Origin of the sequence: Blautia sp. NSJ-175 (assembly GCF_022867815.1) — a bacterium.
Taxonomy (GTDB): domain Bacteria; phylum Bacillota; class Clostridia; order Lachnospirales; family Lachnospiraceae; genus Blautia; species Blautia celeris.
This window is the reverse complement of record NZ_JALIFQ010000002.1, coordinates 47,676-62,955: the sequence shown is the minus strand read 5'-3', so window position 1 is coordinate 62,955 and position 15,280 is coordinate 47,676. Positions and strand designations below refer to the sequence as shown.

The window sequence follows — 15,280 nt, the reverse complement described above, 5'->3', positions numbered from 1 at the left end:
AAAATACCTCGCGGGACAGTGGCATGTGAACAGTAACCATAATATTCGTCTGACAGAAAATGTGTTTGAAAGAGGTTGAGGTATCCGCCTGTAAAGGTTATACTATGCGTATAGATAACCGATATCTTTTCATCTTTCAGTTACGGAGAGGAGTAGGGATGGAAAGATATACAAACATCAGATTCATCATGAAGCCAAAGGTAGATTTCTGTTTTAAGGAACTGATGGAGGATGCAGAGGTACGAAAGGGATTCATAGCAGCTGTTCTGCACATACCGCCGGAGGAGGTGGAGGAGACCACGCTGCTGCCGACACATCTGAGAACCAGATATGAGGAAGATAAGCTGGGAATTTTGGATGTACGTGTACGGTTAAAGGATGGGACGCAGATTGACATAGAAATTCAGGTCAGCCCGTTTTTGTTGTGGCCGGAGCGCTCCATGTTCTATCTCTCAAAAATGTTCACAGACCAGCTGGAAAAGGGCGAGAGTTATGAAAGGCTGGAGAAATGCGTACACATCGGGATTCTGGATTTTATTTTGTTTGGCCGGGACGAGGCATTTTATTCCTGCTTTCATATGAGGGAAGACACAAACCACCGACTTTATACAGACAAGCTGGAGGTGCATATCCTGGAGCTGCCGAAACTCAAAAACCATGAGTATCCTGAAACAGAGCTTCTGAACTGGGCAAAATTCATGAATGCCGAGAGGCAGGAGGATTTTGAAGAGATGGCGGAAAAAGACAAGTATATCGAAAAGGCATACGAAACTTTGAAAAATATCAGCGCAGATGAAGAGAAAAGACTGGAATATGAAGCCCGCGAGAAGGCACTGCGGGATCACAATTATCTCATGCAGAGCAATTGGGAGGCCGGATTGGAGGCAGGCAGAAAGGCTGGTTTAGAGGCGGGCAGAAAGGCCGGGCTGGAATATGGTGAAAATCGAGTAAACAGGCTGATTCAACTGTTGATAGCCAATTCCCGTGGGGAGGAAATTGAGAGAGCAGTCAGCGATAAAGCGTATCAGGATGAATTGTTTCTGGAATTTAAGTTATAGACCTGATTGACCGGATGCTTCGATATTAATTTTTGAATTCAGACGGTTCATAACTCTTCAGTCCGGTCCGCACATAAACAGCACTGTCTGTGCGCAAGTGCAGTTACGGGCAATTCTATTATTTTCCACCTGTATTCTACCCTCAGTGGATAGGATTCTCTGCTGAAATACGGTATAATTTTGACAGGAGGTGGAATATGAACCAGCAGAAAATAGGAGAATACATTGCCAAAAAAAGAAAAGAACATAATATGACCCAAATACAGTTGGCAGAAAAGCTTGGGGTCTCAAATAAGACCGTATCAAAATGGGAAAACGGAAAGTGCATGCCTGATTACTCTGTCATAAAACAACTATGCCAGACACTTGACACGTCTGTAGGCGAGTTGCTGAATGGGGATGATGCGGTCAATAAAGCTGTAATGGAGGATCAGACCTTCTCCATTTTAGAAAGAATTTCTGTACTTGAGAAAGAACGGATTTATTTTATAGGTATCGGCCTTGTTTTCATGGGAATACTGCTGTTAGTTCTCTCAAAATTTATGGGAGGTACGAATGTACAGGATTTTATCTCGGGATTATTATTCGGTATCTCGCTGGGCGAGATTCTGGTCGGCATTTTTGTGATAATAAGAAACCTTGTTCAAAGGAACGCCGGATGAGAAGAAGGGACTGGAATAAGAAGAATGTCCCGGAACTGTGCAATGCGAAACATACTGCTGTGCACGCAGTGAAGAGTCATGACATAGACAACAAAATCTAAAAAAAATACACATTGCTATTTTCCCCATTTTGTTATATTCTTATAATTACCGCGAAAGACGAACTGAGACAACCAGGGCAGTGCACTCCCGGAGTCACAGGCGGCAATTGAAATACCAGGCAGAGCCTCGTAAGACCCTGCAGGGGAGGAGAATAAGACAGAGGATAAAGGAGGAACCGGCATGTGTGAGAGAACCGTTCGCTTCAGTGAGATCAATGAAATTAAGGAGTTTGTGAGCGCGGCATGCCGATGTAATTTTGACATCGACGTTGTCAGCGGCAGGATTGTGATTGATGCTAAATCCATTCTGGGTATGCTGAGCCTGAACTGGGAAGAGGAGCTCCGTGTGGTTTATGAAGAACAGGACCCGCATTTTGAGAATATTTTACAGAAATATATGACCAGTTGAACAGAGTTGGAAAAAATGGATCACCCCCCCGCCTGTGGATGCCGCTGCATGCTGATATGCTGCTGTATCTGTACAGGGGGGATTTTTTATTTTGCCAGTTTGCGGTATTCCTTCGGCGAAAATCCCAGCTTCTGGTTAAAGAGATTGATCAGGCTGTTGCTGCTCTGATACCCTACCTCATAAGCAATCTCCTCCACGGTCATGGAGGTACGGGCCAGAAGGATTTTAGCCCGGTCAAGACGCGTATTGATCACGTAGTCTATAGGGGACAGACCTGTCTCCTCCTTAAAGCGGTGGGAAAAATAATAAGTGCTGAGATTCGCAATATCTGCCAGCTCCTCCAGCGTGATCTTATCCCCTACATGACTTCTGATATAACGAATCGTCTTTTCGATAGAAGTGTCCTCTTTCTGGTTATGCAGTTCCCTTTCACTGAGAAGCTGCAGCAGTTTATAAATCCTCATGGAGCTGTCAAACATATTTTCAACCCCGTCCTGCTCGTAAAACTTTACCATATTATAAATCAGGTTCCCTACCAGGGCATTATTCTGGTTCCGTATCAGCGGCCCGAATAATTTAAGAATATGTCCGCAGATCTCGTGGGAGTTGGAACCGTCAAAATGGATGTACACAAATTCAAGCCCATCCATTGCCTGGTAATAATGGGGCCTGGCACAGTCCAGAAGCACCACATCTCCTTTCTTCGCGTCAAATGTTTCCCCTTCGTATTCCACATGCAGAGTCCCTTCTCTTATATAGGCCACAAGCAGCGGCGGAAAATAATCCCTTCTCATAAAATACCTTCCCGTACAGAAATAATGCCCGCACCAGGTAGGGTAAAAGTATAGCTGCCTGGCTGTATCGGAAGGAGTAAAAGAGAAGCAGATGGAGCGGGCCAGCACACCGGTATCTACACTTTTCATATCTATCCCCTTTCCCGTATTTTTATCCCATTATAATCCTTCTGCGCAATAAAAGCAATATCCATGAACTTTTTGACAAAAATCCATATTTAAAAGCACGCTGTATATGCGTATAATACAACTATCGAAACAAACAAACCAATACGAAACACAAAACACCGCAGCAGTTCAGATACCCGGACAACAAAGGTATTCAGTCATAAAGATTGCCCTAAGGCAGGCTGATTTTTCGTAGTCCATACGCCTTTTGGCGGGCAGCGCAGAAATTGTGCAGACCTTGCCCGACCTGCTGCAGACATCACCAATATACAGAGAAAACGGCCGTTTTCATGGTGGGTCAACTGCGTGCAGTTGGAAAATAACAAAAAGAACAAACAATTAATAAAAAAGCAAATTAATGTGAATTTATCAGGAGGATATTAAAATGTTAAACGGAGAAAAAAGAATCGAGAGACCGCTGCGCTGGGGAATGATCGGCGGAGGAAGAACAGGCAATGTAGGTTACAAACACAGACTGGGAGCATTGAGAGACAATACGGCGTACGAGCTGGTGGCAGGAGCCTTTGACCTTGACTTTGAGCGCTGCAAAGATTTCGGAATGAATCTGGGCGTGGCAGAAGACCGTTTATATCCGGATTACAAGACCATGTTTGAGGAGGAGGCAAAACGTCCTGACGGTGTGGAAGTAGTTTCCATCGCCACACCAAACTTTACACATTATGAGATCACCAAAGCAGCTCTGGAAGCAGGACTTCATGTGATTTGTGAAAAACCGCTGTTCTTCAAAGTGGAGCAGGGAGAAGAGATCAAAGCTCTGGCCGAGAAGATGAACAAGATTGTAGGCGTTACATATGGATTTTCAGGAAGCCAGCTTCTCCTTCAGATGCGCCGGATGGTACAGAACGGTGATCTGGGAGATATCCATATGGTAGAACTGCAGTACACACACGGGTTTGCCTGTGATGAGATCGGTGATAAAGTTTCAGAAGGCCAGAAATGGCGTGTTGACCCGGAAAAATCAGGCCCATCCTTTGTACTTGGTGACCTGTCCACACATACCTTCTACATGTCAGAGCTGATCTGCCCGGAACTGAAGCTGAAACAAGTTCTCTGTGACCGCCAGAGCTTTGTAAAATCGCGGGAACCTCTTGAGGACAACGCTTATGTTCTGATGCGCTATGAAAACGGAGCCGTAGGCCGTATGTGGGCCTCGGCTGTCAACGCCGGCTGTATGGACGGACACAGAATCCGTATTGTGGGTTCTAAAGCTTCCGTTGAATTTTCCGACAATCAGCCAAATGAACTGCTCTATCAGGTGCAGGGTGAACCAATCCGCAAGATGATCCGGTCCATGCCGTACCTGTACGACGAATGTAATGCGGACGAACGCCTGGGTGCCCTGCATGCAGAGGGACTTCCGGAGAGCTGGGCAAATATTTATCTGAAATTCGCCATTGCCATTGATGCGAAAAACAGAGGCGATGAGGAAACTTTGAAAAATCTTGTGTACCCGGGTATCGACGCCGGTATCGAAGGCATCCGCTGGGTGACAAAATGTGTGGAATCCGCTGACAAAGGCGGCGTTTGGGTAGATTTTAAATAATCGGAAAAGAGGAGGAAATAAGAATGCAGTTAGCCATATGTACAGATGTTTTCGCGGATTTATCTTATACAGAGATGCTTGATAAAGTAAAAGCTCTCGGAATCGACGCAGTAGAAATGACAGCAGGGGGCTGGGGTGCCCGTAAACACTGCGACACAGCCAGACTGCTGGCGGACCCTGCCAAGCTTGAAGCATTCAAAGGGGAACTGAAGAAGAGGGGCATGCGCATTGCTGCCCTGAACACCTCCTGCAATCCCCTCTGGCCATCCGAGACGGGAGAGGAGTACAAAAGGTCCATGTATGCCTGCGTGGATCTGGCAGAAAAGCTGGGGGTCAGGAAGATCGTAGCCATGGCCGGACTGCCGGCAGGCAGCGAGACAGACACCACGCCGAACTGGATCACATCCACCGTTTCATGGCCGGATTTCATGGCGCCGGCCTATGAATACCAGTGGAAAGTCACCATTGCTTTCTGGAAAGAATTTGCGGAGTATGCAAAGAGCCACAATATAGAGCAGATCGCCATAGAAGAGTTCCCGGGAACCATGGTGTGGTCAGCAGAGACCATGCTGAAGCTGAGAGAGGCCACAGATCCCATCATCGGTATTAACCTGGATCCTTCCCATATGATGATCCTGGGTGCGGATCCTATTGCCGCGGCGCGTGCGCTGAAAGGCTGTATCTTCCATGTACACGGCAAAGATGCCCGTATAGAGCGCGGACTGGCAGATACAAACGGCATTCTGGAACCGAAACCCGTGACAGAGTCTGCGGACCGTGTCTGGAATTACGTTGCAGTGGGCTGCGGAAAAGACCTGCAGTGGTGGAAAGAATTCTTCTCCGTACTCAGCATGATGGGGTATCATGGAGATGTATCTCTGGAAATGGAAGACCTGACCATGTCTGTGGAAGCAGGAGTAAACACCTCCATAGATGCTCTCCGCCAGACGATCAGCCGGTAAGTAGGAGGAATAACCATGAAAATTGCATTTGACGTTGATGTCCTGGCAAAGCAGATGGACATCAACCGGATGGTGCATCAGGTGGCGGACTGGGGATATCAGTACATCGAACAGTCCCCCCACCCCCGCATCAATCCCTTCTATAAGCACCCTCTCTTTTCAAAAGAATGTGAGGCTGAATACCGGAAAGCCCTGAGAGAGACAGGTGTGGAGATATCTTCCTTCATTGTGGTATACCGCTGGTCAGGCCCCACAGAGGAGGAGCGCCAGTTTGCAGTGCGCAACTGGAAGCGTATGATCCAAATTGCAGGGGACATGGGCGTAAAAGTCATCAACACAGAGCTGTCCGGTGATCCGAACCGGCAGGAAATCTGCAATGGCATGTGGTTCAAATCCATGGAGGAGCTGCTTCCCATAATAGAAAAGGAAGACATCCGGGTGGAAATCCAGTCCCATCCCTATGATTTCTGTGAGCTGAACAATGAGACCTGTGATATGGTGAAATCCTTCCGCTCCAGACATTTGGGATATGTGTATTCTTCCCCTCATGGTTTCTTCTATGATGAGGGAAAGGGAGATGTGCGTTCCATGCTGCACTACGCAGGAGATGAGCTGACCCATGTACTCTTTGCGGATACCTTTAACCAGACCCTGGACTGCCGCTATATTGCCAATCCCCCGTGGCTGAACGGACGTGGGAAAGCGGATGTGACCATTCACCAGCACCTGGCTATGGGTGAGGGAGATGTGGACTTTAACGGCATCTTTGAAACCCTGCGGGAGATGGATTTTGCCAATAAGCAGTTTGGTCAGAGTGCGCCGAAGGCAGGCGGTGACAACATTGCCTGTGTATCCATGTTCGGATTCCCGGAAAAAATGGACCGCCAGGCGCCTGAGGCAAGGGAGAGAATCGAGAGAGAACTTCTCTGAGAAGAGAAAGGAATGGAGAAGCGGTATGAAAAATGAAAACACTACAGGAATACAGCAGTCAGGCGGGAAACTGGGCTGGGGAACACGTGTAGCCTACGGATGCGGCGATACGGCCTGCAATGTGGTTTTCGGTATGATCAGTACGCTGCTCACACTGTTTTATACGGATTATGTCGGAATCAGCGCTGCCACGGTAGGTCTGGTCATGCTTCTGTCACGTATGTTTGACGGCGTATCAGATGCGGTAATGGGCATTATTGTGGAGAAGACAAATTCCAGATGGGGAAAATCCAGGCCCTGGCTTTTGTGGATGTGCGTTCCCTACGCAGTCTCCGCGGTGCTTCTGTTCACGGTACCCCACACAAAAGCACTGCTGCAGTTTTTATATATGTTCGTCACTTATAATTTCTGTACCACGGTATGCTATACAGCCATCAACCTTCCGTACAGCAGCCTCTCTGCCATGATGACAAGAATCTCATCGGAGAGAGACATGCTGAGCATTGTCAGGATGGGCCTGTCGCCCTTCGGCCGTATTTTGGCAGTGACCTGCACCATGCCGGTAGTAAAATTATTCGGGGATGACCAGGCAGCGTGGGCCAAGACCATGGCCTTATGGGCAGCCATTGCCCTGGTGCTTCTGCTCATATGCTTTAAGAACTGTGAAGAGACGGTTGAGATCGAGGCTAAGAAAAGACAGGCAAAGGTGCCGGCAAAACAGGCATTTAAGGCGCTGGTATGCAACCAGTATTTCTGGGCGGTTGTGGTTTTGTGGACCATGCAGAACGCCATTTACTGCATCACCGGGACCATACTGCCCTATTACTGCAAGTATGTTTTTGAAAATGACACCTGGATGTACAGCACTCTTTACCTGACAGAGACACTTTTGATCGTGGCAGTGACCTTCTGCTGTCCTGTCCTGCTTAAGAAATTCGGGAAAAGAAATATGTCCCTGGCCGGTATCTGGCTGGCCCTGATCGGACAGCTGATCTTCTTCATTAATCCGACAAGCTTTCCCTGGATGGTTATGAGCTGTGTCATCCGGGCACTGGGGCTTGCACCGCTCAATGCTGTGGTATTCGGATTCCTGGGGGATGTGGTGGAGTTCGGACAGTGGAAGACGCATCTGCGGCAGGAAAGCCTGATCTTTGCGGGGAGTTCTGTGGGCATGAAGGTGGGAGCCGGCCTGTCCTCAGCGATCATCACCGGACTTTTATCAGCGGCCGGATATATCAGCTCCTCTGCAGGCGCTGCTGTACAGCCTCAGTCCGCGGTGGATATGATTATCAACATTTATAAATTCGGCCCTCTGGTGGTGTGGGTTACGGTACTGATCACACTGACACTCTATAAGCTGGATAAAAAATATCCTGCCATCATGCAGGAACTTATTGAACGAGAGTCCCGGGGTGAGTTATAATAATACTGTAAACATATGGGAACCATAGATAATGGAATAACTGGAAAACCATAGCATCCGGCAGGATTATATGTCTGATATGCCTATGGGATCATCAGTCAGGAGGGATTCATATGCAGGAAAAGACCATCATCACCATCAGCCGCCAGTTCGGCAGCGGCGGCAAGGAGATTGCGGAAATACTGGCAGAGAAAATGGGTGTGCGCTGTTACGACCGCCAGATCCTCTATCTGGCAGCGGAGAAGATGGGGGACACAGAAGTGGACATTGAGTCCATTCTGGAATCTGCCTACCGGACACCCGACAGCAGCATAGGAAGTATGGGGACCTATGGTTTTGAGGCAGTTCCCTACTATAATAAAATGTTCCGGGAGCAGGCTAAAGCGATTCTGAAGATCGCGGAGAAAGGCAGCGCCGTATTTTTGGGAAGATGCGCGGACGCGGTGCTGAGGGGGCATCCGGACTGCTTTTCCTTCTTCATCTACGCCGATGAGGAATTCCGCAGGGAAAGGGCCGGGACCCACTACGGCAGCCAGTCATTAAAAGAGCTGGAAAAGGAAAATAAAACAAGAGAGCGCTATTATAATTACTACACAGGGCAGAAATGGGGAGACCCGCAGAATTATGACCTGATGATCAATACCAGCAGATTTTCTCCGGATGCAGCCGCGGAGCTGATCTTGGATTATATTGAGAAGAGACAGGAAGCCTGAGAAAATCAGGGGGATTTAAACCGGAGGACCGTGCGATGAGAAATTGCCCGGTCCTCCGGCTTTTTTCTTGTACTTCCGGGTAAGCGTGCTCTAATGATGAAATACGGTAAACGATTCAGCAGGTCTTCGCATTTACTGCGCGGAACGGTTACAGTATACAAAAAACCAAAGGGGGCGCATTTCCATGGATATCAAATTGATCATGGCTATTATTACTATCACGCTTGCACTTGTTTTCTATACGATAGGTGTTTTTTCTGAGAGAAAGGCACATATCCTGAAGAAACAGCATGTTTTCATCTTCTGGCTCGGCCTTGTCTTTGACACCACAGGTACTACCATCATGAGTTTTATCACAAAAGAAGGAGCCGGAGGACAGACCGGCATGGGGCTTCATGGCATTACAGGTGCTCTGGCAATCGTTCTTATGCTGTTTCACGCGCTGTGGGCAACCCTGGTGCTGGTGAAAAAGGATGAGAAGAAACAGGAAAGCTTTCACAAGTTCAGCATTTTTGTCTGGCTGGTTTGGCTGGTGCCCTATATTCTGGGGATGATCATAGGTATGAGCCATTGATTGTTATTATCAGCATCTGATGTCTGTTTGTTAAGCTCATAGAATATTTCATTTATGGGCGTAACAAACGGACAGACATTCTGTACACTTCTTATTTAGCAAACAGTCCTTCCAGATCAGGGAAACGGTTATACATTTCCTGCATTTTCTCTACGTTCACAATATATTTTGTCATCAGGCGTTCCAGATATGGATTGCATCCTTTGACTTCAATCTCTGTTTTCCATGTACTATGGGGCTTAAGCGCATCCTTCATCTGCCTTACAAATTTCTGAACCATTTCGCGCTCTTTGGGGCCGGTATTCTCTGTGGTCACATAGAACACCATCTGTTCAATCTCTGAAACCATTCTCCATAGAGTATTCAACAGACTTCTGTAGCATTCCATCTCTGCTGACGGATTCTTTGTCAGATATTCCATTGCCTGCCCATATGTCAGATTGAACTGCGCCAGGGCATCACTCATGATCTCATAGTCAATGGGGCGGAGACTTCCTATGTTCAGGAAATCCAAATAGCTGTACTCCATATGTATCACTTCCCGCAGATTAAACCGGAATTGCCCATACAGGCTGGTGGGAAAACAAAATCGATTCGCAAGCAGGACAAACACAACCGCGGTTATGACATAAATGAGCCGTAATTCAACCGCAGTTGTACTGTTTAAAGAAAGAGTGGTAAGCGTCAGCGCAAAGCCGGTTGAAAAGAAAACCTGCAATATGCTTCCCGGCACAAAACTGTACATAAAGGAGACCATAACTGCGGCCAGGACGAAATGTGCCGTCATCCCATTTAGATTCATCAGCACAAAAAAGACAAATGTACTGCCAAGAAAAGTACCGATCACCCTGTTTTTCAGACGTCGGGTACTCTCCTCATACATTGGCTGAACAAGGAGAAACGCATTCAGAGGGAGCCAATAGGAATGGCTGATGTCTAACAGCCTGCAGATAAGAAAACTCAGGGAAAGTACAAGGGACAGCCTGAGTGCAAACCGCATCTCAAACTGTTCCGGTCTGAGCCGTGCCTTTTTTTCTTTCCAGAAGCGTTTCCAATTAGCAGTATAATGGACGGTTTTCTGCTCCTTTGATGTGATTAGAGTCAATGCCATGACGAGCAGATGCAAAAAATTCCCCATATACGTCTGCAGCCGTTCACTGACATCATCTGTCTCATTTGAGAGTTCTCCGGCCCTTTGGATGAGAGCTTCGTTATCTTTGCTGTTCAGGCTTATTTTTATTTCTTCCATATAATCGGCCATTTTGCCAAAGAGACGGACATCCGCATTGCTGAATTTTTCTTCAAGCTGGAGATAATCCAGGATAAAATAAGCGGTTCTCTGAAATAAAAGCGCAAATATATATGGAATGCTTCCGTTTGTATCAGGGTGCTGGCTGGCTGCCGCGCCTGCATGGAAGCTGTTCTGTACAGATGCCATTTGTAAAGAGATATCCTTTATCCGTTCTCCACTGGCAAGACTTCGGAATCGTTTTGCCGCAATCCCAAACCCCTCCCGCACAGCCAGGTATTCCCTGTGTTTTCCTTTCAGGACCGTGACAATTCCAAGCGCTGCTGCCAGAAATATAAGAAGAATGGCATATACCAGAATCTGCTTTCCAAAGCCTGCAAAGCTGACCGGTCTGAGCTGGAGGAATACAAATCCCATGGCGTTTACAAAATAACCTTTTTGATTAAAACGGGTCGTTCTGAGCACCACCAGAATAAAAGGGACCATAGCATTCAGTATGATACATAAGGGCAGGTTCCGTGTGGCCAGAAATGCCAGGACGCACATTAAAAGCTGTTCTGCTATAATGATCAGGATTCCTTTTAATGTAAATCGTTTCTGATAATTCACTTTGAAAATCGTTGTACAAACAGAAACCAATAACAGGTAGGATGTTCCGAACAAAAAAATAACACAATAGAACAACACCAGAAAGAACAAGATCACCGGAAGTGCATTCCACAGATCACTGCCGAATCTTTTTAAATACTTTTTTGATTTTACAAACATTTCATCATTTCACTATCCAATCTTTTTTCATAAACCGGTCTTTTCTTTGTTTTCTGTACCGGTAAAAGTATAACATATTTCTTAATGAATTAGATATATATTCCGTTTTTTTTATTTTTTGCTGCTGGCCGGTACGGAAGCTGCTTTCATATCGCGCCGCGTCCCATGAGGAAACACCTCCCGGAACAGTAACCTGCAGATACCATAGATTCAGAAAGACAAAATTTCCGGCTTTACAAAAAACAGGAAATGTGCTAGCATGAAATTTATAGTGGAAACACGAGGACGGAGAGAGTACGTGCAGATTTTTCTTTTACAGAGAAGTTCCGTATGCTGAGAGGAACGAAGAAAACTGTGCCGAAGATGGCTCCTGAGAGGCGCACCGAACGGAACCTGACATATTGTGCAGGGGAAGCCAGGCTGCGACAGGTTCCGCCTGTTACAGCGGAAAGGTATGCAGGTACCTGTTAAGGTCTGTGCTGTGAGGCACAGATGAAAAGAAGTGGTAACACGGGTTAACGCTCGTCTTCTCAGAATGAGGGGATGGGTGTTTTTTTATTCTTCCACAGAAAAGTAAAGGAGATAAAAAATGGACAGGAAAAAATATTATATTACTACAGCGATTGCCTACACCTCAGGCAAACCGCACATTGGCAACACCTATGAGGCTGTTCTGGCTGACAGCATTGCCAGATTCAAAAGACAGCAGGGCTATGACGTGTTCTTCCAGACAGGAACAGACGAGCACGGACAGAAAATCGAGATGAAGGCAGAGGAGGCAGGCGTGACCTGCAAGGAATTTGTAGACCAGGTATCCGGAGAGATTAAGAATATCTGGGATATGATGAATACCTCTTATGATAAATTTATCCGCACCACTGACGACTATCACGAGAAACAGGTACAGAAGATCTTCAAAAAACTGTATGACCAGGGCGATATCTATAAGGGACATTACGAGGGCATGTACTGCACCCCCTGTGAGTCTTTCTTCACAGAGTCCCAGCTTGTGGACGGCAAATGTCCGGACTGCGGACGCCCGGTGACACCGGCGAAAGAGGAGGCATATTTCTTTAAAATGAGCAAATATGCCCAGCGTCTGATCGACCACATCAATGAACACCCGGAATTTATCCAGCCGGTTTCCAGAAAAAATGAGATGATGAACAACTTCCTGCTTCCGGGTCTTCAGGATCTGTGCGTGTCCAGAACCTCTTTCAAATGGGGAATCCCGGTAGATTTTGACCCGAAACACGTGGTGTATGTGTGGCTGGATGCCCTCACAAACTATATCACCGGAATCGGATATGACTGTGACGGGGAGAGCACAGAGCAGTTTAAGAAAGACTGGCCTGCTGACCTGCATCTGATCGGCAAGGACATTATCCGTTTCCATACCATTTACTGGCCCATCTTCCTGATGGCTCTCGATCTGCCCCTTCCGAAACAGGTATTCGGACATCCCTGGCTCTTACAGGGCGACGGCAAGATGAGCAAATCCAAAGGAAACGTTATCTACGCAGACCAGCTTGTAGACTTCTTCGGTGTGGATGCTGTGCGCTACTTTGTGCTCCATGAAATGCCTTTTGAAAATGACGGAGTCATCACCTGGGAGCTGATGGTGGAGCGCCTGAATTCAGAGCTTGCAAACACCCTCGGAAACCTGGTAAACCGCACCATCTCCATGTCAAATAAATATTTCGGCGGAGAAGTATCCAGCACCGGAGTGACCGAACCGGTTGATGAGGATTTAAAGGCAGTTGTACTCGGAACAAAGAAAAAAGTGGCGGACAAGATGGAGGAACTCCGTGTGGCAGACGCTATCACAGAGATCTTCGCCCTGTTCAAACGCTGCAACAAATACATTGATGAAACCATGCCGTGGGCACTTGCCAAAGACGAGAGCAAAAAAGACCGTCTGGCAGAAGTGCTTTACAATCTGGTTGAAGGCATCTGCATCGGTGCTTCCCTGCTGGAATCCTTCATGCCTGAGACAACAGAGAAGATTCTGTCCCAGTTGAATGCATCTAAGAGAACTTATGAAGAGCTGGATACTTTCGGGTCCTATCCTTCAGGCAATAAAGTGACAGAGAAGCCGGAAATTCTCTTTGCCCGCCTTGATGTAAAAGAAGTCATGGAAAAAGTAGAGGCTATGCGCGCAGCCCAGGCAGCGGCAGACGCACCGAAAGAGGAGCAAAAAGAGGAAGAACCGGTTGTGGATATTGAAGCAAAACCGGAAGTGACGTTTGATGATTTTATGAAAATGCAGTTCCAGGTGGGCGAGATCATTGCCTGTGAGGAAGTAAAAAAATCCAAAAAACTGCTCTGTTCCCAGGTGAAGATCGGAAGCCAGGTAAAACAGATCGTCTCCGGAATCAAATCCAATTATAAGCCGGAGGACATGGTAGGAAAGAAAGTAATGGTACTGGTGAACTTAAAGCCTGCAAAACTGGCCGGAATCCTGTCAGAGGGTATGATCCTGTGCGCAGAGGGACTGGACGGCGAGCTGGCACTCATGACACCGGATAAGGATATGCCTGCCGGCGCTGAGATCTGCTAAGAGACAGAATAGAAATATATACCGCGGGGATGTGCTGTGAATGGCACATTTCTGCGGTGTTTTTTTTGTTACGGACACAGCCTGATTTTCAGTAGAATTTACAGAAAATCCAGACTTATTTTTGTGCAAAAGGTAAGAATTGGTGATAATACACAAAAAATAATTGACGTGGAACGATACACATGATAGGATTGTACATGAAAAGAGGAGATACAATATGGTGACAATATATGATGTGGCAAAAAGAGCAGGCGTATCAAAGACACTGGTATCCCGTGTCCTGAACAATCAGTCAGGTGTAAGCCCGGAGTCAAGGAGCCGCATTAAGGAAGCGATGAAGGAGCTTCACTACAAGCCCAACACGCTGGCCAGGTCTCTGGTCCTGCAGAGGACAAATGTGGTTGGTGTTATTTTGGATTCACTGACAGAGCAGTATTTTTTTGATGTGATCAGAGGTGTGGAGGATACCGTAAAGGAAAATCATTTCCGGGTTATTTTCTGCAGCGGAAGAAATGACAGAGGTGAAAAGGAGAACTACATAGATTTTTTCAGCAATGGTGCTACAGACGGAGCCATTATATACGGAAGTGATCTGGATGACGCAGATTTGATCCGCAAACGGGCGGAGATGGAATTCCCCTTCGTAGTTGTGGAGAATGAGGTGGAGGATGCCAGTGTAAATAATGTTCTGGTGGACAATACCTATGGTTCCAAGCTGGCCATCGACCATCTTGTGGAAAAAGGATGCAGGCGCATCATGCATGTCACAGGTGCAAAAGGGACAAAAGCAGCCCTGCGCAGGTGGCAGGGTTATCTGGCAGCCATGGAGCAGCAGGGTCTGTCACAGTACACGTCTGTTGTGGAGTGCGAGGAGTTTGGTGTCGATGAGGGGTATCACGCCGTCAGGACCTGGCTTAGCGGGCACAGCAGGGAGGAGCTGCCGGATGCCATATACTTCGGAGCAGACAACACAGCCTTTGGAGGCATGATAGCTCTTGAGGAGGCAGGTATCCGGATTCCTGAGGATATCAAGATTGTAGGGTTTGATGATGATAAGCCCTGGGGCGTGGAGAAAAAACTGAAAAAGCTGACAACCATCCGTCAGCCTTTGTACGAAGTGGGGGCAAAGGCAGTGCAGATACTTCTGCAGCAGATACAGAATCCGGAGACGCCAAGACAAAAAGTTGTAATAAAACCGGAACTGGTGATCCGTGAGACAACAGAATGAATGATTAGGACAACAAGGAAAAATCCTTGTTTGTTCTTTCAGATAAATGTGGAACGATACACAACGAAAAAGCACATATTAGGAATGTGTTTTTTCTATCGGCAAATGTGGAACGCT

13 protein-coding genes are annotated in these 15,280 nt (G+C 47.0%); 11 read left to right on the top strand and 2 right to left on the bottom strand.

The features are described 5' to 3' along the window. Positions 1–158 precede the first annotated feature (158 nt). The 3 genes from MUB35_RS03950 to MUB35_RS03940 all read left to right on the top strand — a co-directional run bounded on the left by MUB35_RS03950 (position 159) and on the right by MUB35_RS03940 (position 2,230). Positions 159–1,058 carry an Rpn family recombination-promoting nuclease/putative transposase gene (locus MUB35_RS03950; RefSeq protein WP_054350383.1) on the top strand — a complete coding sequence of 300 codons (900 nt, stop codon included), beginning with the start codon at positions 159–161 and terminating at the stop codon, positions 1,056–1,058. A gap of 197 nt (positions 1,059–1,255) precedes the next feature. After that, entirely contained in the window at positions 1,256–1,720 is a 465-nt protein-coding gene (locus tag MUB35_RS03945; protein ID WP_033142935.1) for a helix-turn-helix domain-containing protein, read from the top strand. A gap of 282 nt (positions 1,721–2,002) precedes the next feature. Further along, positions 2,003–2,230, top strand: coding sequence for an HPr family phosphocarrier protein (locus tag MUB35_RS03940; protein ID WP_054350384.1), 228 nt, complete (start codon positions 2,003–2,005; stop codon positions 2,228–2,230). A gap of 86 nt (positions 2,231–2,316) precedes the next feature. Here MUB35_RS03940 and MUB35_RS03935 read toward each other — a convergent pair whose 3' ends face one another. Next, entirely contained in the window at positions 2,317–3,153 is an 837-nt protein-coding gene (locus MUB35_RS03935) for an AraC family transcriptional regulator (RefSeq protein WP_186971010.1), read from the bottom strand. Between the two features lie 424 nt (positions 3,154–3,577). Here MUB35_RS03935 and MUB35_RS03930 point away from each other — a divergent pair, with 424 nt between their 5' ends. The 6 genes from MUB35_RS03930 to MUB35_RS03905 all read left to right on the top strand — a co-directional run bounded on the left by MUB35_RS03930 (position 3,578) and on the right by MUB35_RS03905 (position 9,358). Continuing rightward, positions 3,578–4,756 carry a Gfo/Idh/MocA family protein gene (locus MUB35_RS03930; RefSeq protein WP_186971009.1) on the top strand — a complete coding sequence of 393 codons (1,179 nt, stop codon included), beginning with the start codon at positions 3,578–3,580 and terminating at the stop codon, positions 4,754–4,756. A 23-nt stretch (positions 4,757–4,779) separates the two neighbouring features. Beyond that, positions 4,780–5,718: a sugar phosphate isomerase/epimerase family protein gene (locus MUB35_RS03925; protein WP_186971008.1), complete on the top strand. Its 939-nt coding sequence runs from the start codon at positions 4,780–4,782 to the stop codon at positions 5,716–5,718. 15 nt (positions 5,719–5,733) lie between these two features. After that, positions 5,734–6,648 carry a sugar phosphate isomerase/epimerase family protein gene (locus MUB35_RS03920; protein WP_186971007.1) on the top strand — a complete coding sequence of 305 codons (915 nt, stop codon included), beginning with the start codon at positions 5,734–5,736 and terminating at the stop codon, positions 6,646–6,648. A 25-nt stretch (positions 6,649–6,673) separates the two neighbouring features. Next, on the top strand, positions 6,674–8,071 hold the full coding sequence (locus tag MUB35_RS03915) for an MFS transporter (protein ID WP_033142929.1): 1,398 nt from the start codon (positions 6,674–6,676) through the stop codon (positions 8,069–8,071). A gap of 113 nt (positions 8,072–8,184) precedes the next feature. Next, positions 8,185–8,784, top strand: a complete 600-nt coding sequence (locus MUB35_RS03910) for a cytidylate kinase-like family protein (protein ID WP_118593840.1) — start codon at positions 8,185–8,187, stop codon at positions 8,782–8,784. Positions 8,785–8,968: 184 nt separating this feature from the next. Further along, entirely contained in the window at positions 8,969–9,358 is a 390-nt protein-coding gene (locus MUB35_RS03905) for an HsmA family protein (protein ID WP_054350387.1), read from the top strand. Positions 9,359–9,449: 91 nt separating this feature from the next. Here MUB35_RS03905 and MUB35_RS03900 read toward each other — a convergent pair whose 3' ends face one another. Continuing rightward, the gene (locus MUB35_RS03900) at positions 9,450–11,375 is read right to left on the bottom strand and encodes an FUSC family protein (protein WP_186971006.1); all 1,926 of its coding nucleotides are present in this window, start codon (positions 11,373–11,375) and stop codon (positions 9,450–9,452) included. A 589-nt stretch (positions 11,376–11,964) separates the two neighbouring features. On the opposite strand from MUB35_RS03900, the gene metG reads away from it, so the two are divergent. Together metG and MUB35_RS03890 are read left to right on the top strand one after the other, a co-directional pair. After that, positions 11,965–13,935, top strand: a complete 1,971-nt coding sequence (metG, locus tag MUB35_RS03895; protein WP_103732756.1) for a methionine--tRNA ligase — start codon at positions 11,965–11,967, stop codon at positions 13,933–13,935. Positions 13,936–14,152: 217 nt separating this feature from the next. Next, the gene (locus tag MUB35_RS03890) at positions 14,153–15,163 is read left to right on the top strand and encodes a LacI family DNA-binding transcriptional regulator (RefSeq protein ID WP_033142924.1); all 1,011 of its coding nucleotides are present in this window, start codon (positions 14,153–14,155) and stop codon (positions 15,161–15,163) included. The last annotated feature ends 117 nt before the right edge of the window (positions 15,164–15,280 follow it).